Below are 24,652 nucleotides of genomic sequence, written 5' to 3'. Positions count from 1 at the left end.
TCATCTCATTTGAGATGAGTTTTTTATTTGTTTCCTTTTAAAAAAGAACAGGGATACGTTATAATGGTTGGAGAGTGCACAGGAAGGGGGCGTGTCGATGAGTTATCAGGCTTTATATCGCGTTTGGCGGCCACAAAGCTTTATAGATGTTGTTGGACAGGAGCATGTAACGAAGACATTGCAAAACGCCCTGCTTCAGCAAAAAATATCGCATGCTTATTTATTTTCTGGTCCAAGAGGAACTGGAAAAACAAGTGCGGCGAAAATTTTAGCAAAAGCCGTTAACTGTGAAAGGGCCCCGGTGAATGAGCCGTGCAATGAATGCGCATCTTGTAAAGGAATTACAGATGGTTCGATTCCAGATGTGATTGAAATCGATGCCGCTTCAAACAATGGTGTAGAAGAAATAAGGGATATTCGCGACAAGGTGAAGTATGCACCGACATCAGTGAAATATAAGGTCTACATTGTTGATGAAGTACATATGCTTTCCATTGGCGCCTTTAACGCACTGTTAAAAACACTGGAAGAGCCTCCAAGGCATGTCATTTTTATTTTGGCTACTACAGAGCCGCATAAGATCCCGCTTACGATTATTTCTAGATGCCAGCGATTTGACTTTAAACGCATTACGGCACAGGCAATTGTAGGCAGAATGCAGCTAATTGTCGAGGAGACTGGTGTTCAATGTGATGGGCAAGCCCTTCAAATTGTAGCTAGAGCGGCTGATGGCGGGATGCGTGATGCATTAAGCCTACTCGATCAAGCCATTTCCTTTAGCGAGGATCGGGTAACTGTTGAAGATGCTTTAACTGTCACAGGTGCTGTATCACAAGGTTTTCTTAATAAGTTAGCAAATGCAGTTCTTGAAAGGGATGCTGCAGCCGGTTTGGAATATCTTGAGGAACTGCTTTTTCATGGAAAAGATCCTGCCCGATTTATAGAGGATTTTATTCTTTATTATCGAGATATGCTGCTTTTTAAAGCTGCACCAAGATTAGAAGAATCGTTAGAAAGAGTCATGCTTGATGATGAATTCCAGACTCTTGCAGAAAAAGTAAAACCAGAAGAGCTTTATAAATTAATCGATGTATTAAATAAGGCACAACAAGATATGCGGTGGACGAATCATCCACGAATCTTCCTTGAAGTTGCAATTGTTAAACTTTGTCAGCTTGAAGGAGGATTACAGGCAACACCAACTGGTGATATTCAACCATTACTGAATAGAATTAACCAGCTTGAACAAGAGATAAGCGATTTAAAAAGAAATGGGCTTACTGTGAACGATGAAGCCCAACCGGTTGTTCAAAAGAAACCACAAAGAAGCTCGAGAAAAGGATTTCAAGTTCCCGTTGGTAAAATCAATGAAATACTAAAGCAAGCGACAAAAGATGACTTGAAGGCTATCAAGAGTCAGTGGGGCGATATGCTCAATCGGCTTGTTCATAATCAAATGCGATCACAAGCAGCCTTATTGAATGAAGCGGAGCCTGTAGCAGCATCTCAAAGTGCCTTCATTATTAAATTTAAATATGAGATTCATTGCCAAATGGCGATGGACAATGCAAAGTTTTTAGAAACATTAGCAAATATAATGCATGAGATATTAGGGAAGCGAATGCACATTGCAGGGGTCCCTGATGAACAATGGCAAAAAATCAGGGAAGATTTCCTTCATACACAGCACGATGGCGAATCTGATGGTAGTATAAACCAGATGGAGGAAGAACCTCTGATTTCAGAGGCTATGAAGTTATTTGGAGAAGGTTTAATAGAAATTAAAGAATAATTATTGGAGGAAAAGACGATGCGTGGAATGGGAAATATGCAAAATATGATGAAGCAAATGCAGAAAATGCAAAAAAAGATGGCAGAAGCTCAAGAAAAGCTAGGTGAAGAAAGAATTGAAGGAACAGCTGGAGGCGGAATGGTTACAGTTGTTGTTTCCGGACATAAAGAGGTGCTTGAGGTAAATATCAAGGAAGATGTTGTAGACCCTGAAGATATTGAAATGCTTCAAGATCTTGTTTTGGCTGCAACTAATGATGCTTTGAAAAAGGCAGATGAATTAACAAATAATACAATGGGTCAATTTACTAAAGGGATGAATCTCCCAGGAATGTTCTAAGACTGAATTGTCTAGCACAAGCGTCCTATCGCCTACAAAACTTTAGGTCCGCTCCCTACGATAAGTCGACATCTATTCGCTATCGTTCATGGTGTCTCCTTTATCGAAAGAACCGGCCCTTCTGCGTTTGTACGGCGATGACCAAGGCGCTTACGCTTTTCTAGGAGGAATAGATATGCATTATCCTGAACCGATATCAAAGCTGATTGACAGCTTTATGAAATTGCCAGGTATCGGCCCGAAAACGGCCGCTCGTCTGGCTTTTTTTGTACTAAGTATGAAGGAAGACACTGTACTCGATTTTGCAAAGGCTTTAGTCAATGCAAAAAGGAATTTAACGTACTGCTCCGTTTGCGGTCATATCACAGATCAAGATCCTTGCTATATATGTGAGGATCAAAAGAGGGATCGAACGGTTATTTGTGTGGTTCAAGATCCAAAAGACGTGATTGCAATGGAGAAAATGAAAGAATATCATGGTTTGTACCATGTTCTTCAAGGAGCTATCTCTCCGATGGATGGCATTGGTCCAGAGGATATTAATATTCCAAGTCTTTTAAAGAGACTGCAAGATGATACAGTGCAAGAGGTTATCCTTGCAACAAACCCTAATATTGAGGGAGAAGCAACAGCGATGTATATTTCGAGACTCTTAAAGCCATCAGGTATTCGTGCCACACGTATAGCCCATGGTCTGCCAGTTGGAGGAGATCTTGAATACGCTGATGAGGTGACACTTTCAAAAGCATTAGAAGGAAGAAGAGAAGTTTAAGAATAGATGGAGGCGGAATAGATGTTATTTCGCAAAAAAGGCTGGCTTCGGAAGGAATTTGATGATCAGCTATTAGAAAAAGTGAATGACTTGAAGAATTCTTGGAATAGTCAGCGGCAGCTGCTAGAAAAAAGCTTCGACCCGTCCGCAGAAGCAATCAGCCAGGCAAAGATTGCTGAAGCGAAATATTTCTTTCTTTTTAAAGAAGTGAGGAAAAGAAAGATAACGATAAGAAAATAAATAAGCATGTCCTTCTTTCTAGGTCTTATTTGTACTTGCATATCATAATATGAAAGTACAAGTATCTTGAGAGGAGGACTTTTTGTTGGAGCCTGTTGTAGTAATCTCCATATTAGGAGGATTAATTATTTTACTTTTATTTATTGGAGCCCCTCTAAAGCCAGTAAGATTTATTGGACAGGGCGTAATTAAATTACTTATTGGCGCACTTTTTTTGTTCTTTTTAAATGCGTTCGGCAATCAATTTGGCATCCACGTACCTATAAATCTCATTACATCTTCTATTTCCGGTTTTTTAGGGATTCCTGGTTTATTTGCATTAGTAGCTATTCAAACCTGGGTTATTTAATGGACAGCTGATTTTTTAATGAGCTGTCCAATTTTTTATAAAAAAAGTATTGACTGTATAATTACTAGGTGGTAATATATTAAAAGTCGTCACCACGACATAGTTGAAATAACTTTAAAAAGTTATTGACACTAGAAATGATAAATGATATATTTGTTAAGTCGCTTAACTGCGAATAAAAAGAAGTTGTTCTTTGAAAACTGAACGAACAAAAAACGTCAACGTTAATTCAAGTATTAAAACTTAAGAGCTAATCTTACTCTTTATTGGAGAGTTTGATCCTGGCTCAGGACGAACGCTGGCGGCGTGCCTAATACATGCAAGTCGAGCGAATCTGAGGGAGCTTGCTCCCAAAGGTTAGCGGCGGACGGGTGAGTAACACGTGGGCAACCTGCCTGTAAGACTGGGATAACTTCGGGAAACCGGAGCTAATACCGGATAATCCTTTTCTACTCATGTAGAAAAGCTGAAAGATGGCTTCGGCTATCACTTACAGATGGGCCCGCGGCGCATTAGCTAGTTGGTAAGGTAACGGCTCACCAAGGCGACGATGCGTAGCCGACCTGAGAGGGTGATCGGCCACACTGGGACTGAGACACGGCCCAGACTCCTACGGGAGGCAGCAGTAGGGAATCTTCCGCAATGGACGAAAGTCTGACGGAGCAACGCCGCGTGAGTGATGAAGGTTTTCGGATCGTAAAACTCTGTTGTTAGGGAAGAACAAGTACCGTTCGAATAGGGCGGTACCTTGACGGTACCTAACCAGAAAGCCACGGCTAACTACGTGCCAGCAGCCGCGGTAATACGTAGGTGGCAAGCGTTGTCCGGAATTATTGGGCGTAAAGCGCGCGCAGGTGGTTTCTTAAGTCTGATGTGAAAGCCCCCGGCTCAACCGGGGAGGGTCATTGGAAACTGGGAGACTTGAGTGCAGAAGAGGAAAGTGGAATTCCAAGTGTAGCGGTGAAATGCGTAGAGATTTGGAGGAACACCAGTGGCGAAGGCGACTTTCTGGTCTGTAACTGACACTGAGGCGCGAAAGCGTGGGGAGCGAACAGGATTAGATACCCTGGTAGTCCACGCCGTAAACGATGAGTGCTAAGTGTTAGAGGGTTTCCGCCCTTTAGTGCTGCAGCAAACGCATTAAGCACTCCGCCTGGGGAGTACGGCCGCAAGGCTGAAACTCAAAGGAATTGACGGGGGCCCGCACAAGCGGTGGAGCATGTGGTTTAATTCGAAGCAACGCGAAGAACCTTACCAGGTCTTGACATCCTCTGACAATCCTAGAGATAGGACGTTCCCCTTCGGGGGACAGAGTGACAGGTGGTGCATGGTTGTCGTCAGCTCGTGTCGTGAGATGTTGGGTTAAGTCCCGCAACGAGCGCAACCCTTGATCTTAGTTGCCAGCATTCAGTTGGGCACTCTAAGGTGACTGCCGGTGACAAACCGGAGGAAGGTGGGGATGACGTCAAATCATCATGCCCCTTATGACCTGGGCTACACACGTGCTACAATGGATGGTACAAAGGGCTGCAAGACCGCGAGGTTTAGCCAATCCCATAAAACCATTCTCAGTTCGGATTGCAGGCTGCAACTCGCCTGCATGAAGCCGGAATCGCTAGTAATCGCGGATCAGCATGCCGCGGTGAATACGTTCCCGGGCCTTGTACACACCGCCCGTCACACCACGAGAGTTTGTAACACCCGAAGTCGGTGGGGTAACCGCAAGGAGCCAGCCGCCTAAGGTGGGACAGATGATTGGGGTGAAGTCGTAACAAGGTAGCCGTATCGGAAGGTGCGGCTGGATCACCTCCTTTCTAAGGATGAAATGAAGTCTAACTTCATTAAAAGACGTTTCATTGTTCGTTCAGTTTTGAGAGAGCAATCTCTTTATTAACTTAATATCAAAATGAGGGAAATGAGAAGCAAACAGGTCAAGATAGTGACCGAATAATCATCGCTTATCATTTACCGAATTCCGTTATATGGGCCTATAGCTCAGCTGGTTAGAGCGCACGCCTGATAAGCGTGAGGTCGATGGTTCGAGTCCATTTAGGCCCACCATTTCATAACGGGGCCTTAGCTCAGCTGGGAGAGCGCCTGCCTTGCACGCAGGAGGTCAGCGGTTCGATCCCGCTAGGCTCCACCAACATAACGAATCCGTTCGTTATTTTTTGTTCCTTGAAAACTAGATAATGCAATTAAAGAAGATAACCGAGTAATCGCCATCTTAGTTTTTTCTCTTATAATGTTTTAGAAACAAAATAAGAGTGTAAACCATGAGGGCAATGAGCAACAAGCAGATCAAGGAAGCGACCGAGCGAGCTGACGCCGAGATGCGCAGTTGATCATTGACCGAAGTAGGTTAAGTTAGAAAGGGCGCACGGTGAATGCCTAGGCACTAGGAGCCGATGAAGGACGGGACTAACACCGATATGCTTCGGGGAGCTGTAAGTAAGCTTTGATCCGGAGATTTCCGAATGGGGGAACCCTCTATCCGTAATGGGATAGAATCTTTACCTGAATACATAGGGTATTGAAGGCAGACCCGGGGAACTGAAACATCTAAGTACCCGGAGGAAGAGAAAGCAAACGCGATTCCCTGAGTAGCGGCGAGCGAAACGGGATTAGCCCAAACCAAGAGGCTTGCCTCTTGGGGTTGTAGGACACTCTACACGGAGTTACAAAGGAACGAGGTAAATGAACAGGTCTGGAAAGGCCGGCCAGAGAAGGTAAAAGCCCTGTAGTTGAAACTTCGTTCCCTCCAGAGTGGATCCTGAGTACGGCGGGACACGAGAAATCCCGTCGGAAGCAGGGAGGACCATCTCCCAAGGCTAAATACTCCCTAGTGACCGATAGTGAACCAGTACCGTGAGGGAAAGGTGAAAAGCACCCCGGAAGGGGAGTGAAAGAGATCCTGAAACCGTGTGCCTACAAGTAGTTAGAGCCCGTTAATGGGTGATAGCGTGCCTTTTGTAGAATGAACCGGCGAGTTACGATTACATGCAAGGTTAAGTTGAATAGACGGAGCCGCAGCGAAAGCGAGTCTGAATAGGGCGAATGAGTATGTGGTCGTAGACCCGAAACCAGGTGATCTACCCATGTCCAGGTTGAAGTTCAGGTAACACTGAATGGAGGACCGAACCCACGCACGTTGAAAAGTGCGGGGATGAGGTGTGGGTAGCGGAGAAATTCCAATCGAACTTGGAGATAGCTGGTTCTCTCCGAAATAGCTTTAGGGCTAGCCTCATGTAGAAAGAGTCTTGGAGGTAGAGCACTGTTTGGACTAGGGGCCCCCATCGGGTTACCGAATTCAGACAAACTCCGAATGCCAAAGACTTATCCATGGGAGTCAGACTGCGAGTGATAAGATCCGTAGTCAAGAGGGAAACAGCCCAGACCACCAGCTAAGGTCCCAAAGTATACGTTAAGTGGAAAAGGATGTGGAGTTGCTTAGACAACCAGGATGTTGGCTTAGAAGCAGCCACCATTTAAAGAGTGCGTAATAGCTCACTGGTCGAGTGACTCTGCGCCGAAAATGTACCGGGGCTAAACGTATCACCGAAGCTGTGGATGGACATCTACGATGTCCGTGGTAGGAGAGCGTTCTAAGGGCGTTGAAGCTAGACCGCAAGGACTGGTGGAGCGCTTAGAAGTGAGAATGCCGGTATGAGTAGCGAAAGATGGGTGAGAATCCCATCCACCGAATGCCTAAGGTTTCCTGAGGAAGGCTCGTCCGCTCAGGGTTAGTCGGGACCTAAGCCGAGGCTGAAAAGCGTAGGCGATGGACAACAGGTTGATATTCCTGTACCACCAAACTCCGTTTGAGCAATGGGGGGACGCAGGAGGATAGGGTAAGCGCACTGCTGGATATGTGCGTCTAAGCAGTTAGGCTGCAAGCGAGGAAAATCCCGTTTGCGTGAAGGCTGAGCTGTGACAGCGAGGGAAATATAGTACCGAAGTTCCTGATTCCACACTGCCAAGAAAAGCCTCTAGCGAGGATAAGGTGCCCGTACCGCAAACCGACACAGGTAGGCGAGGAGAGAATCCTAAGGTGAGCGAGAGAACTCTCGTTAAGGAACTCGGCAAAATGACCCCGTAACTTCGGGAGAAGGGGTGCTTTTTAGGGTGAATAGCCCTGAAAAGCCGCAGTGAATAGGCCCAGGCGACTGTTTAGCAAAAACACAGGTCTCTGCGAAGCCGCAAGGCGAAGTATAGGGGCTGACGCCTGCCCGGTGCTGGAAGGTTAAGAGGAGGGGTTAGCTTACGCGAAGCTCTGAATTGAAGCCCCAGTAAACGGCGGCCGTAACTATAACGGTCCTAAGGTAGCGAAATTCCTTGTCGGGTAAGTTCCGACCCGCACGAAAGGCGTAACGATCTGGGCACTGTCTCAACGAGAGACTCGGTGAAATTATAGTACCTGTGAAGATGCAGGTTACCCGCGACAGGACGGAAAGACCCCGTGGAGCTTTACTGTAGCCTGATATTGAATTTCGGTACAGCTTGTACAGGATAGGTAGGAGCCTTGGAAGCCGGAGCGCCAGCTTCGGTGGAGGCATCGGTGGGATACTACCCTGGCTGTATTGAAATTCTAACCCATGCCCCTGATCGGGGCAGGAGACAGTGTCAGGTGGGCAGTTTGACTGGGGCGGTCGCCTCCTAAAAAGTAACGGAGGCGCCCAAAGGTTCCCTCAGAATGGTTGGAAATCATTCGAAGAGTGTAAAGGCATAAGGGAGCTTGACTGCGAGACCTACAAGTCGAGCAGGGACGAAAGTCGGGCTTAGTGATCCGGTGGTTCCGCATGGAAGGGCCATCGCTCAACGGATAAAAGCTACCCCGGGGATAACAGGCTTATCTCCCCCAAGAGTCCACATCGACGGGGAGGTTTGGCACCTCGATGTCGGCTCATCGCATCCTGGGGCTGTAGTCGGTCCCAAGGGTTGGGCTGTTCGCCCATTAAAGCGGTACGCGAGCTGGGTTCAGAACGTCGTGAGACAGTTCGGTCCCTATCCGTCGTGGGCGCAGGAAATTTGAGAGGAGCTGTCCTTAGTACGAGAGGACCGGGATGGACGCACCGCTGGTGTACCAGTTGTTCTGCCAAGAGCATCGCTGGGTAGCTATGTGCGGAAGGGATAAGTGCTGAAAGCATCTAAGCATGAAGCCCCCCTCGAGATGAGATTTCCCATAGCGTCAAGCTAGTAAGACCCCTGAAAGATGATCAGGTTGATAGGTTTGAGGTGGAAGCGTGGTGACACGTGGAGCTGACAAATACTAATCGGTCGAGGACTTAACCATAAATGATTACTCTACTTCTTCTTTAGCATTATCTAGTTTTGAGGGAACAAACCTTATTATAAATAGGTCTAGTGACGATGGCGAGAAGGCCACACCCGTTCCCATCCCGAACACGGAAGTTAAGCTTCTCAGCGCCAATGGTAGTTAGGGGCTGTCCCCTTGTGAGAGTAGGACGTCGCTAGGCAAATGAAAAGAGCACCTGTAAAGGTGCTCTTTTTGTGTTCTATAAAAAATGATGGGAAAATAAAAAGCCCCATAATGGAGCTCATCAAGAGAAAATTTCTGGATTTGTTATTTTTCTTAATTGCTTTAAGAAGTATTTATATTTAGGATTACTTGTATCTGTAGAAATTAGGTCATGTTCGCAGTCTGTACAAATAAAAGAAGTGTATAGATATATTCCTTTCCATTTTGTTTGCTCGCATATGACACACTCTTCCCCAATATGCTTCTTTGCCATTAGCATACCCAACTACTCCACCTCCATACACCTAGTCTGTCCGTCTCTGTATCGTTGTATACAATCTTTAGAAAATTCAACTATAAATCCACTTATAAACCATTGTATGATTTAAACATAATTTGGTTGTATGTCTATTATGGAATTCTTTTACTGCTTTTTAATATTAATGAATAAAGGTAATAGTATCACTTCAAACAGCTATTTGGTAAAATAAATGGGACTCTAACAAAGATAATTGGTGATTATAAATGAATCAAAAAAAAATGCCTTTATTCGAAAAGTTAAAGAAGCATGCCGAGCAAAATCCAGTGTCATTTCATGTGCCTGGTCACAAATATGGGAAGCTCATAACAGGAGAGATCGGAAGTTATTATAAAGAATTGCTTAGGCTTGATGCAACGGAAATTACTGGCTTAGATGATTTACATTCTCCTGAAGGAGCGATTAAAGAAGCAGAAGAGCTTCTTGCTCAATTATATGGGGTAAAAAAAAGTTTTTTCTTAGTGAATGGCTCGACTGTTGGAAACCTCGCAATGATCATGACAGCAGTTAAGGAAGATGATACGGTTCTTGTACAAAGGAATTGTCATAAATCCATTTTGAATGGGATCAGCCTTGTAAAAGCGAATCCTGTTTTTTTAGCTCCAGTTTTTGATGAAGATTGGGGTGTGGCAGGAGGGGTATCTGCAAGGATAGTTAAACAAGCTATAGAAATGTACCCTTATGCAAAGGCGCTCATTCTTACATATCCTAATTATTATGGAATGGTTAATGAATTAGAGGAGATTATAGAAGTCGCTCATTGCCAACGTATTCCTGTTTTGATTGATGAAGCACATGGGGCTCATTTTATTGGTGGAAAGTATTTTCCGCCATCTGCCATACAACTAAATGCAGATATCGTTGTTCAATCGGCACATAAAACACTTCCTGCAATGACAATGGGAGCATATTTACATTTTAATAGTGACCTTCTTTCAGCAGTACACGTAAGCGGATTTCTTCAGATTCTACAATCTAGCAGCCCTTCCTATCCAATTATGGCTTCTTTAGATATAGCCAGAAACTATTTAGCTACATTTACAGATAAGGATGCCGAATCACTTCAGCAGAAGATAACTGAATTTCGGAATGAGCTACAGCAGCTAAAAGAAATCAGGGTGTTAACATATAAGGGGGGGATGGGTGACCCTTTAAAGATAACAATCCAATCAACAACCTCGTTAAGTGGGTATGACCTCCAAAAATTATTTGAAAGTAAAGGGATATATACAGAAATGGCTGACCCTTATAATGTTGTTCTTGTATTCCCATTATTAAAAGATAGAATGGAATATCCTATAAGGGAAATTACTACTCACTTTCAAGCTGCATTGAAATCAATTACTTATAATGAAATGGGTAAAGGAAAAGGTTCGTACAATAATCCTGATATTTCCAGATTAGCATTAAATGCAGAAGAACAAGCACGATTAGAAAAAGTCAATATCCCGATTGAGGAAGCTACTGGGAAAATATGTGCACAATTAATTGTTCCATACCCGCCTGGCATCCCATTATTATTTCCTGGGGAAATAATAAGCGAAGAAACAAACGAACATATTAAATTACTAAGAGTGTCCGGAGCTAGATTTCAAGGTGATGGGGATCTAAAAGAAGGGAAACTAACTATATATTTAACCTAACTATATTTACTATACTAAATCATCATGGGGGTTAACAAATGAATAAAGGGATTTTTATTACAGCAGAAGGACCGGAGGGAGCAGGTAAGACAACAGTGATCGGAATGCTTTCCCAAAAACTTGAGCAAGAAGGGTATCGGATCCTCCTAACAAGAGAACCGGGAGGAATAGAAATAGCTGAACAAATACGAAGGGTCATTCTGGATAAAAAAAATACACAAATGGATGCTCGAACTGAAGCTTTATTGTATGCAGCCGCGAGAAGACAACATCTAGTTGAGAAGGTTATCCCTGCTCTTGAAAAAGGATATATCGTTTTATGTGATCGGTTTATTGATAGTTCTTTGGCCTATCAGGGCTATGCTCGCGGGTTAGGTATTAAAGAAGTTTTTTCCATTAACCGTTTTGCAATAGAGGATATGATGCCGAAGCTGACATTGTATTTTGATATTGAACCAGAGATTGGACTTGAAAGAATTAACAAGCATAAGAATCGAGAAGTTAATCGTCTTGATTTAGAGGATCTTGATTTTCACCATAAGGTTCGAGAAGGATATGCTAATTTAATGAATGACTATCCAGAGCGAATGGTTAAAATTAATGCTGCTCAGCCGATTGAATCCGTATTAAGAGAAGCAGAATGGAAAATTAAGGAGATTATTCAGCGAGAAAGTGAAAAAGACCTTAAAGAATAGTCTTTAAAGTCTTTTTTTAAAAGATAAGAAAGTATAACTTTGGAGTTAGAGAATTGTCTAGCTCCGCACTATCGCCTATCAAACTTCAGGCCCACTCTGTACGATAAGTCAACATCGGTTCGCTCTCGCTCACCGTGTTTCCTTTATCGAAAGAACCGGTCCTTCCAGTTTGTACGGCGATGACCAAGGTGCTTGCGCTTTTCTTATAGTCCAAGAAAATTCCCATTTATCGACAATGAATTAAATATGTTTGTTCCCTTATTAATTGGTATAATGTAGATAGGAATAATTATGGAACAATGAAGGGGGCTGAAAATATGAAGCTTATATTAGCGGTTATTCAAGATCAAGACAGCAATAAATTATTAAAAGCATTGGTGGATCATAACTTTCGAGCGACTAAATTGGCAAGTACAGGTGGTTTCCTAAAGTCAGGAAATACAACTTTCATGATAGGTACAGAGGATATACGTGTTGATAAAGCATTGCAAATAATAAAAGAAAATTGTCAGTCTAGAGACCAGCTAGTCGCCCCAATCTCTCCAATGGGAGGGAATGCAGATTCGTATGTGCCATATCCAGTAGAGGTGGAGGTAGGCGGTGCAACCGTATTTGTATTGCCAATTGAAAATTTTCTCCAGTTTTAGATAGAAAGGTATCGTGGAGGATTATGATGAAAATTAATCAAGAACTTCGTTTGAATGTGGATAAAGTTAGACCAGAACAAAAGCATTTAGTTAATGGCGGAGCTAAGTTTTCTGGTCTAGTTCAAAAGCAAGATCAGAAAATGCAAAATATGCAGCTGCAACAGCTGCTAAAGGATATCAATTTAGCGGGAGACCGGCTTGGACGTTCAAGAACTTTTAAAGATTTAGCTAAATTTAAAACATTAGTAAAACGTTTTGTGAAAGAGGCTGTTGATTATGGGATGGAGCTAAAGCAGTCCCATAGCTGGAATCAATTTGGCCAAGGGAGATCTTTACGAGTTGTTGAAACTATTGATAATAAGCTAGTTGAATTAACAGAGGAAGTTATGAAAAAAGAAGAATCTTCTATAGATATATTAGGAAAAATCGGTGAAATAAAAGGGCTTTTGATCAATATATATACGTAAGTGGTGATGGAATTGGCGAAAACATGGGAACAGCTTCAGGAAATACAGCCTGTCGTTTTGAAAATGTTAAAAAATAGTATATTAAAGGGGCGGCTTGCCCATGCCTATTTATTCGAAGGAATGAAGGGGACTGGAAAACGTGAGGCAAGTACGCTGTTGGCCAAAAGTGTATTTTGCCAATCCCTTGTAGAAGGTTATATCCCATGTGAAACCTGCCTAAACTGTAAAAGAATCAACAACGGAAACCATCCAGATGTACATGTTGTTGAACCAGATGGCCAGTCTATCAAGAAAACTCAGATTCACTCGCTGCAAGAGGAGTTTTCCAAAACAGGGGTTGAATCAAATAAGAAATTATACATGATTGTACATGCGGACCGAATGACAATAAATGCAGCAAATAGTTTATTAAAATTTCTCGAAGAGCCACATCCTCACACCATTGCCATTTTGATGACAGAACAGTCCCAACAAATACTCCCTACTATTCTTTCTCGCTGTCAAACTATTTCATTTAAGGCTCTTTCTTCTTATCAAATGATTGAAACGCTTACAACAAATGGAGTGGATCGTTTTACGGCGCCAATACTTGCCCAGATTACCAATAATTTAGATGAAGCACTCGAATATAGTCGAAATGATTGGTTTGTACAAGCGCAAAAAATAGTGTTAAAATTACATGAAGTGCTTAAAAAAAACCCGCTTGAAGCAATGGTAACCCTTCAGGAGGAATGGTTTTTCCACTTTAAAGAAAAAGAACAAATGGATTATGGTTTAGATCTACTATTACTTATTTTTAAGGATTTATTATATATTCAGTTAGGCAAACAGGATCAAGCTGTTTTTCAAAACGAAAAAATCCGCTTTGAGCAGTTTGCCTTGCAATCCTCGAGCAGGCGTATATCAGAGCAGATGACAGCCATTTTAGAAGCAAAAAGGAAATTGCAAGCAAATATGAATCCGCAGCTGCTAATGGAACAGCTTGTATTGAAATTGCAGGAGGGGTCTTCATTTGTATGATGTAGTAGGAGTCCGCTTTAAAAAAGCGGGGAAAATATATTATTTTGATCCCGGTGGGTTAATGATTGTAAAGGATGACTTTGTAATTGTTGAAACCGTTCGAGGAGTGGAATATGGGAGGGTAGTGGTAGCCCCGAAAAAGGTTGATGAGCATGATGTTGTCCTTCCATTAAAAAAAGTCCTCCGAATCGCGGATCAAAAAGATCGAATGATTGTTGAAGAAAATAAACAAGCAGCAAAGGAAGCCTATGAGGTTTGCTGTGAAAAGGTAAGTACGCATCAACTTGATATGAAACTAGTTGATGTTGAATATACATTCGATCGTAATAAGGTCATATTTTTCTTTACTGCTGACGGAAGAGTAGATTTTCGTGAATTAGTTAAGGATTTGGCAGCCATTTTCCGGACAAGGATTGAACTGCGCCAAATAGGGGTAAGAGATGAAGCAAAAATGCTCGGCGGAATTGGCCCCTGCGGAAGAATGCTATGCTGCTCTACCTTTTTAGGCGACTTTGACCCCGTATCAATTAAGATGGCGAAGGATCAAAATCTATCATTAAACCCTACAAAAATCTCAGGACTATGCGGAAGATTAATGTGTTGCTTAAAATATGAGAATGATGAGTATGAGGCGGCTAAAGAACTGTTGCCGGATGTAGGTGAATGGATCGAAACGCCGGATGGACCTGGAAAAGTAGTAGGCTTAAATATTCTTGAACGAGTGCTTCAGGTCGATGTGACATCACAGGAGCGAGTGCTGGAATATACACATGATGAAATATTAAAACAGGATGCTGTATCAGTTCAATCCACAGATTAATGAGGTGGAACACGTGGATAAAAAAGAAATCTTTGACTCAGTAAGTAGTATGGAAGCCCAAATCGGACATTTATATCAGCAGCTTGGTGAGTTAAAGCAGCATTTGGCAGAAATACTTGAAGAGAATAATTCTTTAAAACTGGAAAATAATCATCTAAGACAACATTTAGAATTGCACACAGATGAGGTAGAAAAGCCAAGTAAAAAGAGTCAAACAGCGAATGCGAAGGTAGAGTCAGCGGCTGAAAAGCTGATTGATATAGGGGAAGGCTACGATAACCTTGCCCGTTTGTACCAAGAAGGCTTTCATATTTGTAACCTGCATTTTGGAAGTCCGCGGAAAGAAGGAGACTGCTTGTTTTGTTTATCCTTCCTAAATAAGAAATAATGATGATGGCCTTCCTATCAAAGGAAGGCTATTTTTAAAGACAAGAAAGTGTATTTTCGAGACGGAGAATTGTTTAACGCAGCGGTTTATCAGTTTGTAAGGCGGATGATCAAGATGCATGCGCTTTTCTTACTCGAATGGAAATTTATACGTTTTGGAGGCAAGCGAATGGACTTTTTACAAGGAGATGAACGGTTAGACTATTTGTTGGCAGAGGATTTGAGAATCATTCAAAGCCCATCAGTCTTCTCTTTCTCACTTGATGCTGTATTATTAGCAAGATTTGTGTATGTACCTATTCAAAAGGGAATGATAATCGATCTATGCAGCGGAAATGGTGTGATTCCATTATTCTTAAGTGCAAGAACAAAAGGAATAATAACGGGTGTTGAAATTCAGGAGAGACTATACGATATGGCGAAAAGGAGCATAGAGTATAATAATCTTCAAGAACGTATACAAATGATTCATGGGGATATAAAAGAAATGCCTAATAGGTTAGGATATGGAAAGTTTGATGTTGTTACTTGTAATCCTCCATATTTTCCTACTCCCTCCGCGGAGGAAAGAAATGAGAATGAGCATTTAGCTATTGCGAGGCATGAAATCTTATGTACATTAGAGGATGCCATTCAGGTTTCCAGTCAGTTAGTAAGACAGGGTGGGAAAGTGGCATTTGTCCATCGTCCTTCAAGATTTCTCGATATCATGACTTTAATGAGAAAATATAGACTGGAACCGAAAAAAATTCAATTTGTCTACCCGAAGCAAGGAAAAGAAGCAAACACATTGCTGATTGAAGCAACAAAAGATGGCAATCCTGATTTAAAAATATTGCCGCCGCTTATTGTATATAATGAAGAAAATGAATATACCTCAGAGTTGAAGGAAATTTTATATGGAAAATAGTCATCATTATTTTTACGTATTGCATTGTAAAGATAATAGTCTGTATGCTGGTTATACTAATAATTTGGATAGACGAGTAAAGCTCCATAATGAAGGCAAGGGTGCCAAGTATACGAGAGGGAGAGGACCGGTAAAGCTGGTCTTCTCAAAAGCTTATGATAATAAGAGCGAGGCATTAAAGGCAGAATATGAATTTAAGCAGTGGACCAGGAAAAAGAAAGAAGACTTTCTAGTAAAGGAATCAGGTGGAATATATGTGGCAGCAAAAGAGCTTTAATAATGAGGAGCAAAAGGGAATTTTGTATTTGGTTCCGACCCCAATTGGTAATCTTGAAGATATGAGCTTTCGGGCGATAAGAATAATGAAGGAATCGGACTTTATTGCTGCGGAGGATACAAGAAATACGAAGAAGCTTTGCAATTACTTTGAGATTGATACACCTGTTATAAGTTATCATGAGCATAACAAAGAGGTGAGCGGGCAAAAACTGTTGGAAAAACTAACGGCAGGCGCGAAGATTGCTCTTGTGAGTGATGCAGGGATGCCAACGATCTCAGATCCAGGTTTTGAGCTAGTTGCAGCGGCGACCGCTGAACAATTAACGGTTGTCCCTCTTCCAGGTGCAAATGCAGCATTGACCGCACTGATTGCATCTGGCCTAAACCCGCAGCCTTTTTATTTTTATGGTTTTTTAAACAGACAAAAGAAGATAAAAAGGCAGGAGCTTGAAAAACTTGCCAAATTTACAGCAACCACAATCCTATATGAGGCGCCGCATCGCTTAAAAGAAACACTTACACTGATTGATGAACAGATGGGTGATAGAAGGATTGTTCTTTGCCGTGAATTAACGAAGAAATATGAAGAGTTTATCAGAGGAACAGTAAAAGAAGTAATAAATTGGGCAACAAATGAGGAAGTCCGGGGAGAGTTTTGCCTGATAATAGAAGGTTCTTCAGCTGAAGAAAACGAGGATGAAGAGGCCTGGTGGGGAGAAATGTCTATTGAGGATCATGTTTCTCATTATATTACGGTCAATGGAATGTCAAGCAAGGATGCTGTTAAACAAACGGCTAGTGATCGCCAGATGAGTAAAAGAGAGGTTTACCATATTTACCATATTAAAGAATAAAAAGCTCCTCAAATTTTGAGAAGCTTTTTTTCTTATACTAATTCAAATCTATTTTGGATTTCTTTTAATAGTTGCTCTGCACCTTCACGGCTAACAATTAACTTGCCGTTAGCTAAAGTAAGGTTATCATCAGAAACTTCTCCAGTTACTTGGCATGTCATATTTGGCTTATACTTTTTTAGGATGATTCTTTCATCATCCACATAGATTTCAAGTGCATCCTTCTCAGCAATATCTAATGTACGTCTTAATTCTATAGGAATAACCACACGTCCAAGCTCATCAACTTTACGAACAATACCTGTAGATTTCATTTAATATTCTCCTCCCAAAATATATAATTCTATTTTTTAAATTATCATTGATTCGTCATAATTCGACAAAATTAATTGTACCTCAATAATACCAGTCATTCCAAAAAACGTCAATTAATTTATTTCTATTTTATTTGGTAAATTTATACTTACTAATAATCACTTGATATAAGTGGGTTTCCTCTAAATTTCAATTTATTAACAGGATTTAAATGACAGTTTGAATACACTTTCATATAAATATTATTCGACAAAATCTAATGCTATTTTTCGACATGTATTATAGTATTCGAAGAAAAAACTAGTTTTATAGGGATAATTTAAAATATTTAAATGTAAATAATAATTGGAAAAGTATATAAAGGCGTACTTAATGTTATTTGTATGGCATAATATGTGCATTTTGTTGCACAAATGCTAAATATTAGGTATATTTTGATGATATAAGAGGTAAAGATGACGAATATAGAGACTTGAAAATCTATACGTTTTTTTCGATATCTTGACTAATTTTCATTCACGTCTTTATTTGACTAATTTTAAAAGATGGTTAAATATTATTTTCAATTCGAGAGTTGATTTTAACCAGTATTTACGTTTTTTTTTAGGGAGGGAATTTTCATGGAGGAACAAGTAAAAACCTTTTATTTAACTACACCTATTTACTACCCAAGTGGCAATTTACATATAGGTCATGCCTATACGACAGTTGCAGGAGATGCAATGGCACGTTATAAACGTATGCGTGGCTTTGAGGTTATGTATCTTACAGGAACGGATGAACATGGACAAAAGATTCAGGAAAAGGCAGAAGAGAAGGGGGTAACACCTCAAAGTTATGTAGATGAAATTGTCGAGGGAATCCAGGAACTTTGGAAGAAACTTGATATTTCTTATGATGACTTTATCCGTACAACACAAACGAGGCATAAGCAAGTGGTTGAAAAGATCTTTGCTCAATTATTGGAGCAGGGGGATATTTATTTAGGGGAATACGAAGGATGGTATTGTACACCATGTGAATCTTTTTTCACAGAACGTCAGCTTGAAAATGGGAATTGCCCAGATTGCGGACGATCTGTAAATAAGGTGAAAGAGGAGTCGTATTTCTTCAAGGTAAGTAAATATGCAGACAGATTACTTCAATATTATGAAGAAAACCCTTCATTCATTCAGCCTGAATCCCGCAAAAACGAAATGATCAATAACTTCATTAAACCGGGATTAGAAGACCTTGCTGTTTCAAGAACAACCTTTGACTGGGGAGTTAAGGTTCCTGGAAATCCAAAGCATGTTATTTATGTTTGGATTGATGCATTATCCAATTATATTACTGCACTTGGATATGGCACAGATGATGATTCTAAGTATAAAGAGTATTGGCCTGCAGATGTTCATTTAGTAGGAAAAGAAATTATTCGTTTCCATACGATTTATTGGCCAATTATGTTGATGGCGTTAGATCTTCCGCTTCCTAAAAAGGTATTTGGCCATGGATGGCTATTAATGAAGGATGGCAAAATGTCCAAATCAAAAGGGAATGTGGTTGACCCTGTTACCTTAATTGATCGATATGGATTAGATGCCTTACGCTATTATTTATTGCGCGAAGTTCCTTTCGGCTCCGATGGTGTATTTACACCAGAAGGCTTTGTTGAAAGAATCAACTTTGATCTTGCAAATGATTTAGGGAATTTATTAAATCGAACATTAGCGATGGTGGATAAGTACTTTGATGGCGTAATCCCAACTTATAAAGGTTCGACAGGCGCATTTGATCAGCAATTGCTTCAAGTTAATAAAGAAACGGTAGCAAAATATGAAGAAGCAATGGAAAATATGGAATTTTCGGTTGCGTTAACAGCAGTATGGCAATTAGTGAGCAAAACAAACAAGTATATTGACGAAACACAGCCTTGGGCTTTAGCAAAAGATGAAGTCAACGTGGAAGAACTAGGCAATGTAATGGTTCATTTGGCAGAATCATTAAGAAGAATTGCCATTCTATTGCAGCCTTTTTTAACAAGAACGCCGAGGGAAATTTTTACCCAGTTAAATATTAATGAAGAAGCTTTAACTTCCTGGGAGAGCCTTGAGTCGTTTGGATTAATTCCAGAGGGAACAAAGATTGCAAAGGGGGATCCAATATTCCCGCGTCTAGATTTAAAAGATGAAGTAGAATATATCAAAACAAAGATGCAAGGTTCTGCTCCTAAAGTCGAAGAGGGAAAAGAAGAAGTGAAACCGGATAGCGAAGAAATCACTATCGATGACTTTATGAAGGTAGATTTACGGGTAGCTGAAGTCATACACGCGGAACCGGTGAAAAAGGCAGATAAGCTGCTGAAGCTCCAATTAGACCTAGGATATGAAAAACGCCAAGTTGTTTCAGGGATTGCGAAGTTCTATAAACCAGAAGATTTAGTTGGCAGAAAAGTGGTTTGTGTTACAAACTTAAAGCCTGTTAAACTTCGCGGAGAGCTTTCCGAAGGAATGATTTTAGCAGGAAGTAAGGATGGCGAATTATCACTAGCAACCATTGCAGAATCTCTTCCTTTAGGTTCTAGGGTAAAATAATAAAAAGTGAATAACATAGAAATGTTTCACGTGTAACATTTTACGTCGAACATTTCTATGTTTTTCTTTTATAAAATAGCTTATTGTTGATTGAATGTTGGGATAATAAAGAAGAAAAGCATGTAATTTACTATTTTTAGATAGCTTCAACTAAATTTAAGAGTTATAGCAGAGAAAGTTTATTACTATTTGTTACCTTTTAGTTTAAGCGCTACCCACGGCGTACAGGATAAACTAGTGTCGACAATTAGACAGGATAAGAAAAGCTTTGGTGGCAGCGGCAATTTGCAAAAGGAAAGATTTTATGGAACCGTCGCATTTTGGTCGACTTCAAGGTATCAAACCAAGCCTCCTGAAAAGGTAAAAAAACACCCTCCCGTGAGATATGTCTTTTGCTATTCGATGGGGGAGAGAGGCACTTTTGCATTTGTTAAATAAATGATAAAAATGTAATGTAAAAATAATTTTTGATAAAAAGGAGTATTTTGATGTTATTTGACACACATGTGCATTTGAATGCGGATCAATATAAAGAAGATTTAGAAGAAGTGATTAATAGGGCATTAAAAGAGGGAATTTCTCGAATGGTCGTTGTTGGTTTTGATCGTCCGACAATTGAAAAGGCAATGGAATTAGTGGAGAAATATGATTTTATTTATGCAAGTATTGGCTGGCACCCTGTTGATGCAATTGATATGAAGGATGAAGACCTTCTGTGGATCGAAGAGCTTGCGAGCCATCCAAAGGTAGTAGCAATTGGAGAAATGGGGCTTGATTACCATTGGGACAAATCTCCAAAGGATGTTCAAAAAGAGGTATTTAGAAGGCAAATTCAACTAGCGAAAAAAGTAAAATTGCCAATCGTTATTCATAATCGGGATGCAACGGCTGACATTGTTGAGATTCTAAAAGAAGAAGAGGCAAGAGAGGTTGGGGGAATCATGCATTGCTTCAGTGGAAGTCCAGAGACGGCAAAAGAATGTGTAGAGATGAATTTTTATATTTCCCTAGGAGGGCCAGTTACGTTTAAAAATGCAAAAAAACCAAAGGAAGTCGCTGAAGCTATCCCTTTAGAAAAGTTGCTTATTGAGACAGATTGCCCTTATTTAGCTCCGCATCCATATCGGGGAAAGCGAAATGAGCCAAGTTATGTAAAGTTAGTTGCTGAGCAGATTGCAGAAATAAAAGGGATCTCTTTCGAAGAAGTAGCTGAAGCAACAACAGCCAATGCCAAAAAAATATTCGGCATAAACTGATAAGGAAAATTGTCGTTTTTTTAGAAAGCTTGTCCTATTTTTTTCTATTTCTAAGAAGTTCTACATTTCCTTCTCCTCTCATAGGATAACCATGTCGATAAGTCTCTCTTTCCTTTCTATTGAAGTTTTTGCATAATAGGGAATAAGTTTGAGAGGGGGCTGGTTATTCTACTTGGAAAGAAAGATTACGACTAAATGTTAGACACCTGTCTGTCTCCTTTGTGTAACATTCATACGTGACGGCAAATACCAAGGAGTTGACAGCAAGCTCGATAGTCTATATAATCACTCCGAGAGAAAAGGAGGCGTTTTTCATCGTATTCAAAAACATGAAAAACCTGTTATCCAAGTCTTTGAGTAAAAAGAAATTAGCAATTATTACTGCGAGTTTCCTCGTTTTTGCGGCGTCTTTTGGCTTCTTAATCTTTGAAACTACTAAGAAAACAGTAGCAATCACATTAGATGGGCAAGAAAAAAATATTAAAACTCATGCGGCAACAATAAGTGAGTTATTCGCAGAGCTAGAAATTTCTTTACACTCAGAGGATTATGTGTTTCCAGCAAGGGACACAAAGGTGGAAAATAATTTAGAAATTGTTTGGAAGCCGGCAAAACAGGTTCACATTGTAAAAGACAACGAGAAGAAAACGATTTGGACAGTATCCGAAACAGTTGAAGAGCTTTTGAATGAACAGAAGATTGCCTTATCTGAATATGACAAAGTTCAACCAAATCTCGAAAACAAAATAAAAGATCATTTAGAGATAGAAATAGATACAGCATTTCCGATCACTTTGTCTGATGGCGGGAATAAGAAACAGGTATGGTCAACTTCGACTACGGTCGCTGACTTTTTATCACAACAGGGGATTACACTAGGAGAGTTCGATCGTGTTGAACCGAAAACAGAAGAAAAAGTCAAAGAAAATGACGTGATCCATGTCATTCGAGTAGAAAAGGTCACCGATGTAGTGGAAGAACCAATAAAGTTTGCTGTTGTAACGAAAAAGGACAGCAGCATGAATAAAGGGACAGAGAAAGTTGTTACACAAGGGAAGGAAGGCCTTCTAAACAAAGAGTTTGAAGTGGTTTTAGAGAATGGCAAAGAGGTTTCCAGAAAATTAATTAGTGAGAAAAAGGTCAGAGAAAAGACAGATAAAGTAGTTGCTGTTGGATCAAAGACAGTCAATTATGTTGTGTCTCGAGGAAATGAATCAGGCGGCAAAGAAATATATGTCTCTTCAACGGCATATACAGCGAACTGTAATGGCTGTTCAGGGAATACTGCAACAGGCATTAACCTAAGAGCCAATCCGAATGCAAAAGTGATTGCAGTGGATCCAAGAGTTATTCCATTAGGAACAAAGGTATATGTTGAGGGCTATGGTTATGCTGTAGCTGCTGATACTGGATCCGCAATCAAAGGAAACAAAATTGACGTATTCTTCTCATCTAAAGCTGTAGCTTACCGTTGGGGCCGTAAGACGGTTAAAATTAGAATTCTAAATTAATAGTATTATTCACGATGCAGGGGCTTTTAAAACCTCTGCATTTTTTGTTTTTTCCATTCTTGGATTTTTCATATATAATAAAAGTCATTATTTAATGTTCATCTATATAGACGATTTACATTACAAAAATGTTTCAGGTTTTTATCAAATATTTTATTTAAAGATAAGAAGAATAACTTTGGAATTAGAGAATTGTCTAGCTGCAGCGCCTATCGCCTATCAAACTTCTGGTCCCCTCCCTACGATAAGTCAAGCACATGAATGCGCTATCGCTCTTCGTGTTTCCATTATCGAAAGAACCGGCCCTTCTGCGTTTGTTCGGCGATGGTCAAGGCGCTTACGCTTTTCGTCGTCTTAAGGAGGAAATATGAAAGTTAAAGAAATTATAGTTGTCGAAGGAAAAGATGATACAACGGCTATAAAGAGAGCGTTGGATGCTGACACAATTGAAACAAATGGGTCAGCAATTAATCTAGAAACGATTGATAAAATAAAACTTGCACAAGAAACAAGAGGGGTTATTGTCCTTACTGACCCGGATTTTCCAGGACAAAAAATCCGCAACACGATTAAAGAGCAGGTTCCAGGCTGTAAGCATGCTTTTATCGAAAAGGAAGATGCTATTCATAAGCATGGAAAAGGTGTTGGTGTTGAACATGCGTCTCCTGAAACAATCCGAAGGGCTCTTCAAGCTGCTCACGTGATGCATGAAGAGACAGTAGAGGAGATAACGCAAGAGGATTTAATAACGGCAGGTCTTATCGGTGGAGAGGGAGCGAGAGAGCGCAGAGAAAAGCTTGGTAAGTTGCTGAAAATTGGCTTTGCAAATGGGAAACAGCTGCATAAGAGGTTAATGATGTTCCAGATTAGCAAGGCTTCATTTGCTGCTGCTATCCAAGTTATACGTCAGGAGGAAGACAATGCATAAAGATATTGCTACACCAATTAGGACAAGGGATATTCTTGAAAAATACGGATTTTCCTTTAAGAAAAGTCTCGGACAAAATTTTTTAATCGATACGAATGTTTTAAAGCGAATCGTTGATCATGCAGAACTAACGGATGATTCAGCAGCCATTGAGATAGGACCGGGAATCGGTGCCTTAACAGAGCAGCTTGCTAGAAGAAGCAAAAAGGTAGTCGCATTTGAAATTGATCAGCGTCTATTGCCCATTTTAGAGGAAACACTAGCTCCCTATCCAAATACGAAGGTTATACATGAAGATGTATTAAAAGCGGATGTAAAAGGGGTCATTGAAAAGGAGTTAGGTGAGATAGCAGATTTAATGGTTGTGGCCAATCTCCCTTATTATGTAACAACCCCAATCATAATGAAGCTGCTTGAAGAAAAGCTCCCGATTAGGGGGATTGTTTGCATGCTCCAAAAGGAAGTGGCTGATCGAATAGCTGCCAAGCCAGGAACAAAGGATTATGGCTCCCTTTCGATTGCCATTCAATATTATACGGAAGCTGAGACAGTAATGATTGTTCCTAAAACTGTTTTTGTTCCTCAGCCAAATGTGGACTCAGCAGTCATTCGATTAACGAAAAGGAAGGAACCAGCGGTATCAGTAATCAATGAAGGCTTCTTTTTTCAATTAATACGGATAAGCTTTGCACAAAGAAGAAAAACGTTACTAAACAATCTTACGAATGGGCTGCAAGAAGGAAAACAGAAGAAGGAAGAGATTCTTTCTGCATTGAAACAAGCGGAAATTGATCCCGGAAGAAGGGGAGAAACTTTATCAATCGAAGAATTTGCCCGGTTAAGTGATCATCTATTTCCAATCTTTGCTTAAGGTCTGCATGTTGCAGGCCTTTTTTTAGTATCAGAATTTATAACTTTGGAGTTAGAGAATTGTCTAGCGCAAGCGTCCTATCGCCTATCAAACTTCAGGTCCCCTCCGCAACGATTGCGTCAACATCGGTTCGTTCTCGCTCACCGTGTTTCCTTTATCGAAAGAACCGGCCCTTCCAGTTTG

22 protein-coding genes, 2 tRNA genes and 3 rRNA genes are annotated in these 24,652 nt (G+C 40.7%); 25 read left to right on the top strand and 2 right to left on the bottom strand.

Annotation, left to right across the window (positions count from 1 at the left end; translation table 11 throughout):
• The first annotated feature begins 97 nt into the window (after window positions 1-97).
• The 10 genes from dnaX (at window position 98) to rrf (ending at window position 8,969) form a co-directional block, all read left to right on the top strand.
• Window positions 98-1,792: a DNA polymerase III subunit gamma/tau gene (gene dnaX, locus FI644_RS09635; RefSeq protein WP_053478151.1), complete on the top strand. Its 1,695-nt coding sequence runs from the start codon at window positions 98-100 to the stop codon at window positions 1,790-1,792.
• A gap of 18 nt (window positions 1,793-1,810) precedes the next feature.
• Window positions 1,811-2,131, top strand: coding sequence for a YbaB/EbfC family nucleoid-associated protein (locus FI644_RS09630; protein ID WP_053478150.1), 321 nt, complete (start codon window positions 1,811-1,813; stop codon window positions 2,129-2,131).
• Window positions 2,132-2,306: 175 nt separating this feature from the next.
• Window positions 2,307-2,903, top strand: coding sequence for a recombination mediator RecR (recR, locus tag FI644_RS09625; protein WP_053478149.1), 597 nt, complete (start codon window positions 2,307-2,309; stop codon window positions 2,901-2,903).
• Between the two features lie 21 nt (window positions 2,904-2,924).
• Window positions 2,925-3,143, top strand: coding sequence for a YaaL family protein (locus tag FI644_RS09620; protein ID WP_053478148.1), 219 nt, complete (start codon window positions 2,925-2,927; stop codon window positions 3,141-3,143).
• Window positions 3,144-3,228: 85 nt separating this feature from the next.
• Window positions 3,229-3,492, top strand: coding sequence for a pro-sigmaK processing inhibitor BofA family protein (locus tag FI644_RS09615; protein WP_053478147.1), 264 nt, complete (start codon window positions 3,229-3,231; stop codon window positions 3,490-3,492).
• 263 nt (window positions 3,493-3,755) lie between these two features.
• A 16S ribosomal RNA gene (locus tag FI644_RS09610) occupies window positions 3,756-5,306 on the top strand.
• 170 nt (window positions 5,307-5,476) lie between these two features.
• Window positions 5,477-5,553 (top strand) — tRNA-Ile (locus FI644_RS09605).
• Between the two features lie 9 nt (window positions 5,554-5,562).
• Window positions 5,563-5,638, top strand: a tRNA-Ala gene (locus FI644_RS09600).
• A gap of 214 nt (window positions 5,639-5,852) precedes the next feature.
• Window positions 5,853-8,785 (top strand): 23S ribosomal RNA (locus FI644_RS09595).
• Between the two features lie 67 nt (window positions 8,786-8,852).
• Window positions 8,853-8,969: ribosomal RNA gene (gene rrf / locus FI644_RS09590) — 5S ribosomal RNA — on the top strand.
• The 16S, 23S and 5S rRNA genes sit together here with 2 tRNA genes alongside, the layout of an rRNA operon.
• 84 nt (window positions 8,970-9,053) lie before the next feature.
• Here rrf and FI644_RS09585 read toward each other — a convergent pair.
• Window positions 9,054-9,257, bottom strand: a complete 204-nt coding sequence (locus tag FI644_RS09585; RefSeq protein WP_053479330.1) for a sigma factor G inhibitor Gin — start codon at window positions 9,255-9,257, stop codon at window positions 9,054-9,056.
• A gap of 239 nt (window positions 9,258-9,496) precedes the next feature.
• Here FI644_RS09585 and FI644_RS09580 point away from each other — a divergent pair, with 239 nt between their 5' ends.
• The 10 genes from FI644_RS09580 (at window position 9,497) to rsmI (ending at window position 17,012) form a co-directional block, all read left to right on the top strand.
• The gene (locus FI644_RS09580; RefSeq protein ID WP_142108248.1) at window positions 9,497-10,933 is read left to right on the top strand and encodes an aminotransferase class I/II-fold pyridoxal phosphate-dependent enzyme; all 1,437 of its coding nucleotides are present in this window, start codon (window positions 9,497-9,499) and stop codon (window positions 10,931-10,933) included.
• A gap of 38 nt (window positions 10,934-10,971) precedes the next feature.
• A complete protein-coding gene (gene tmk / locus FI644_RS09575; RefSeq protein WP_053479332.1) occupies window positions 10,972-11,628 on the top strand; it encodes a dTMP kinase in 657 nt (218 codons plus the stop codon).
• Between the two features lie 317 nt (window positions 11,629-11,945).
• Window positions 11,946-12,275: a cyclic di-AMP receptor DarA gene (darA, locus tag FI644_RS09570; protein ID WP_053479333.1), complete on the top strand. Its 330-nt coding sequence runs from the start codon at window positions 11,946-11,948 to the stop codon at window positions 12,273-12,275.
• 26 nt (window positions 12,276-12,301) lie between these two features.
• Window positions 12,302-12,742: a YaaR family protein gene (locus FI644_RS09565; protein WP_053479334.1), complete on the top strand. Its 441-nt coding sequence runs from the start codon at window positions 12,302-12,304 to the stop codon at window positions 12,740-12,742.
• Between the two features lie 12 nt (window positions 12,743-12,754).
• Entirely contained in the window at window positions 12,755-13,762 is a 1,008-nt protein-coding gene (gene holB, locus FI644_RS09560) for a DNA polymerase III subunit delta' (protein ID WP_053479335.1), read from the top strand.
• The gene (locus tag FI644_RS09555; RefSeq protein ID WP_053479336.1) at window positions 13,755-14,582 is read left to right on the top strand and encodes a PSP1 domain-containing protein; all 828 of its coding nucleotides are present in this window, start codon (window positions 13,755-13,757) and stop codon (window positions 14,580-14,582) included. Before holB ends, FI644_RS09555 begins: the two co-directional genes overlap by 8 nt.
• A gap of 13 nt (window positions 14,583-14,595) precedes the next feature.
• On the top strand, window positions 14,596-14,970 hold the full coding sequence (gene yabA, locus FI644_RS09550) for a DNA replication initiation control protein YabA (RefSeq protein ID WP_053479337.1): 375 nt from the start codon (window positions 14,596-14,598) through the stop codon (window positions 14,968-14,970).
• 168 nt (window positions 14,971-15,138) lie between these two features.
• Window positions 15,139-15,879, top strand: coding sequence for a tRNA1(Val) (adenine(37)-N6)-methyltransferase (locus tag FI644_RS09545; protein ID WP_053479338.1), 741 nt, complete (start codon window positions 15,139-15,141; stop codon window positions 15,877-15,879).
• Window positions 15,869-16,156 (top strand): GIY-YIG nuclease family protein, encoded by a 288-nt coding sequence (locus FI644_RS09540; protein ID WP_053479339.1) that lies wholly within the window; start codon window positions 15,869-15,871, stop codon window positions 16,154-16,156. The genes FI644_RS09545 and FI644_RS09540 overlap by 11 nt, the downstream gene beginning before the upstream one ends.
• Entirely contained in the window at window positions 16,134-17,012 is an 879-nt protein-coding gene (gene rsmI / locus FI644_RS09535; RefSeq protein WP_053479340.1) for a 16S rRNA (cytidine(1402)-2'-O)-methyltransferase, read from the top strand. Before FI644_RS09540 ends, rsmI begins: the two co-directional genes overlap by 23 nt.
• A gap of 32 nt (window positions 17,013-17,044) precedes the next feature.
• On the opposite strand, the gene abrB is transcribed toward rsmI, so the two are convergent.
• Complete coding sequence (abrB, locus tag FI644_RS09530) at window positions 17,045-17,326, bottom strand: transition state genes transcriptional regulator AbrB (protein ID WP_053479341.1); 282 nt, start codon at window positions 17,324-17,326, stop codon at window positions 17,045-17,047.
• Between the two features lie 621 nt (window positions 17,327-17,947).
• On the opposite strand from abrB, the gene metG reads away from it, so the two are divergent.
• The 5 genes from metG (at window position 17,948) to rsmA (ending at window position 24,469) form a co-directional block, all read left to right on the top strand.
• Entirely contained in the window at window positions 17,948-19,903 is a 1,956-nt protein-coding gene (gene metG / locus FI644_RS09525; RefSeq protein ID WP_053479342.1) for a methionine--tRNA ligase, read from the top strand.
• Window positions 19,904-20,391: 488 nt separating this feature from the next.
• Window positions 20,392-21,159, top strand: coding sequence for a TatD family hydrolase (locus tag FI644_RS09520; RefSeq protein ID WP_053479343.1), 768 nt, complete (start codon window positions 20,392-20,394; stop codon window positions 21,157-21,159).
• Window positions 21,160-21,488: 329 nt separating this feature from the next.
• Window positions 21,489-22,670 carry a G5 and 3D domain-containing protein gene (locus FI644_RS09515; RefSeq protein ID WP_142108247.1) on the top strand — a complete coding sequence of 394 codons (1,182 nt, stop codon included), beginning with the start codon at window positions 21,489-21,491 and terminating at the stop codon, window positions 22,668-22,670.
• A 367-nt stretch (window positions 22,671-23,037) separates the two neighbouring features.
• Window positions 23,038-23,598 carry a ribonuclease M5 gene (rnmV, locus tag FI644_RS09510; RefSeq protein ID WP_053479345.1) on the top strand — a complete coding sequence of 187 codons (561 nt, stop codon included), beginning with the start codon at window positions 23,038-23,040 and terminating at the stop codon, window positions 23,596-23,598.
• Window positions 23,591-24,469 (top strand): 16S rRNA (adenine(1518)-N(6)/adenine(1519)-N(6))-dimethyltransferase RsmA, encoded by an 879-nt coding sequence (gene rsmA / locus FI644_RS09505; RefSeq protein WP_056681655.1) that lies wholly within the window; start codon window positions 23,591-23,593, stop codon window positions 24,467-24,469. Before rnmV ends, rsmA begins: the two co-directional genes overlap by 8 nt.
• The last annotated feature ends 183 nt before the right edge of the window (window positions 24,470-24,652 follow it).

It is taken from the genome of Cytobacillus solani, assembly GCF_006704205.1.
Lineage (GTDB): Bacteria > Bacillota > Bacilli > Bacillales > Cytobacillaceae > Cytobacillus > Cytobacillus solani.
Note: the sequence above shows the minus strand (reverse complement) of the source record. Positions and strands in the feature narration are given on the sequence as shown.

Bases quoted from the DNA above. Each gene is read 5' to 3' on its own strand.
- dnaX (WP_053478151.1), top strand. From the start codon at position 98: ATGAGTTATCAGGCTTTATATCGCGTTTGGCGGCCACAAAGCTTTATA.
- FI644_RS09630 (WP_053478150.1), top strand. From the start codon at position 1,811: ATGCGTGGAATGGGAAATATGCAAAATATGATGAAGCAAATGCAGAAA.
- recR (WP_053478149.1), top strand. From the start codon at position 2,307: ATGCATTATCCTGAACCGATATCAAAGCTGATTGACAGCTTTATGAAA.
- FI644_RS09620 (WP_053478148.1), top strand. From the start codon at position 2,925: ATGTTATTTCGCAAAAAAGGCTGGCTTCGGAAGGAATTTGATGATCAG.
- FI644_RS09580 (WP_142108248.1), top strand. From the start codon at position 9,497: ATGAATCAAAAAAAAATGCCTTTATTCGAAAAGTTAAAGAAGCATGCC.
- tmk (WP_053479332.1), top strand. From the start codon at position 10,972: ATGAATAAAGGGATTTTTATTACAGCAGAAGGACCGGAGGGAGCAGGT.
- darA (WP_053479333.1), top strand. From the start codon at position 11,946: ATGAAGCTTATATTAGCGGTTATTCAAGATCAAGACAGCAATAAATTA.
- FI644_RS09565 (WP_053479334.1), top strand. From the start codon at position 12,302: ATGAAAATTAATCAAGAACTTCGTTTGAATGTGGATAAAGTTAGACCA.
- FI644_RS09545 (WP_053479338.1), top strand. From the start codon at position 15,139: ATGGACTTTTTACAAGGAGATGAACGGTTAGACTATTTGTTGGCAGAG.
- FI644_RS09540 (WP_053479339.1), top strand. From the start codon at position 15,869: ATGGAAAATAGTCATCATTATTTTTACGTATTGCATTGTAAAGATAAT.
- rsmI (WP_053479340.1), top strand. From the start codon at position 16,134: ATGTGGCAGCAAAAGAGCTTTAATAATGAGGAGCAAAAGGGAATTTTG.
- abrB (WP_053479341.1), bottom strand. From the start codon at position 17,326: ATGAAATCTACAGGTATTGTTCGTAAAGTTGATGAGCTTGGACGTGTG.
- metG (WP_053479342.1), top strand. From the start codon at position 17,948: ATGGAGGAACAAGTAAAAACCTTTTATTTAACTACACCTATTTACTAC.
- FI644_RS09520 (WP_053479343.1), top strand. From the start codon at position 20,392: ATGTTATTTGACACACATGTGCATTTGAATGCGGATCAATATAAAGAA.
- FI644_RS09515 (WP_142108247.1), top strand. From the start codon at position 21,489: ATGAAAAACCTGTTATCCAAGTCTTTGAGTAAAAAGAAATTAGCAATT.
- rnmV (WP_053479345.1), top strand. From the start codon at position 23,038: ATGAAAGTTAAAGAAATTATAGTTGTCGAAGGAAAAGATGATACAACG.
- rsmA (WP_056681655.1), top strand. From the start codon at position 23,591: ATGCATAAAGATATTGCTACACCAATTAGGACAAGGGATATTCTTGAA.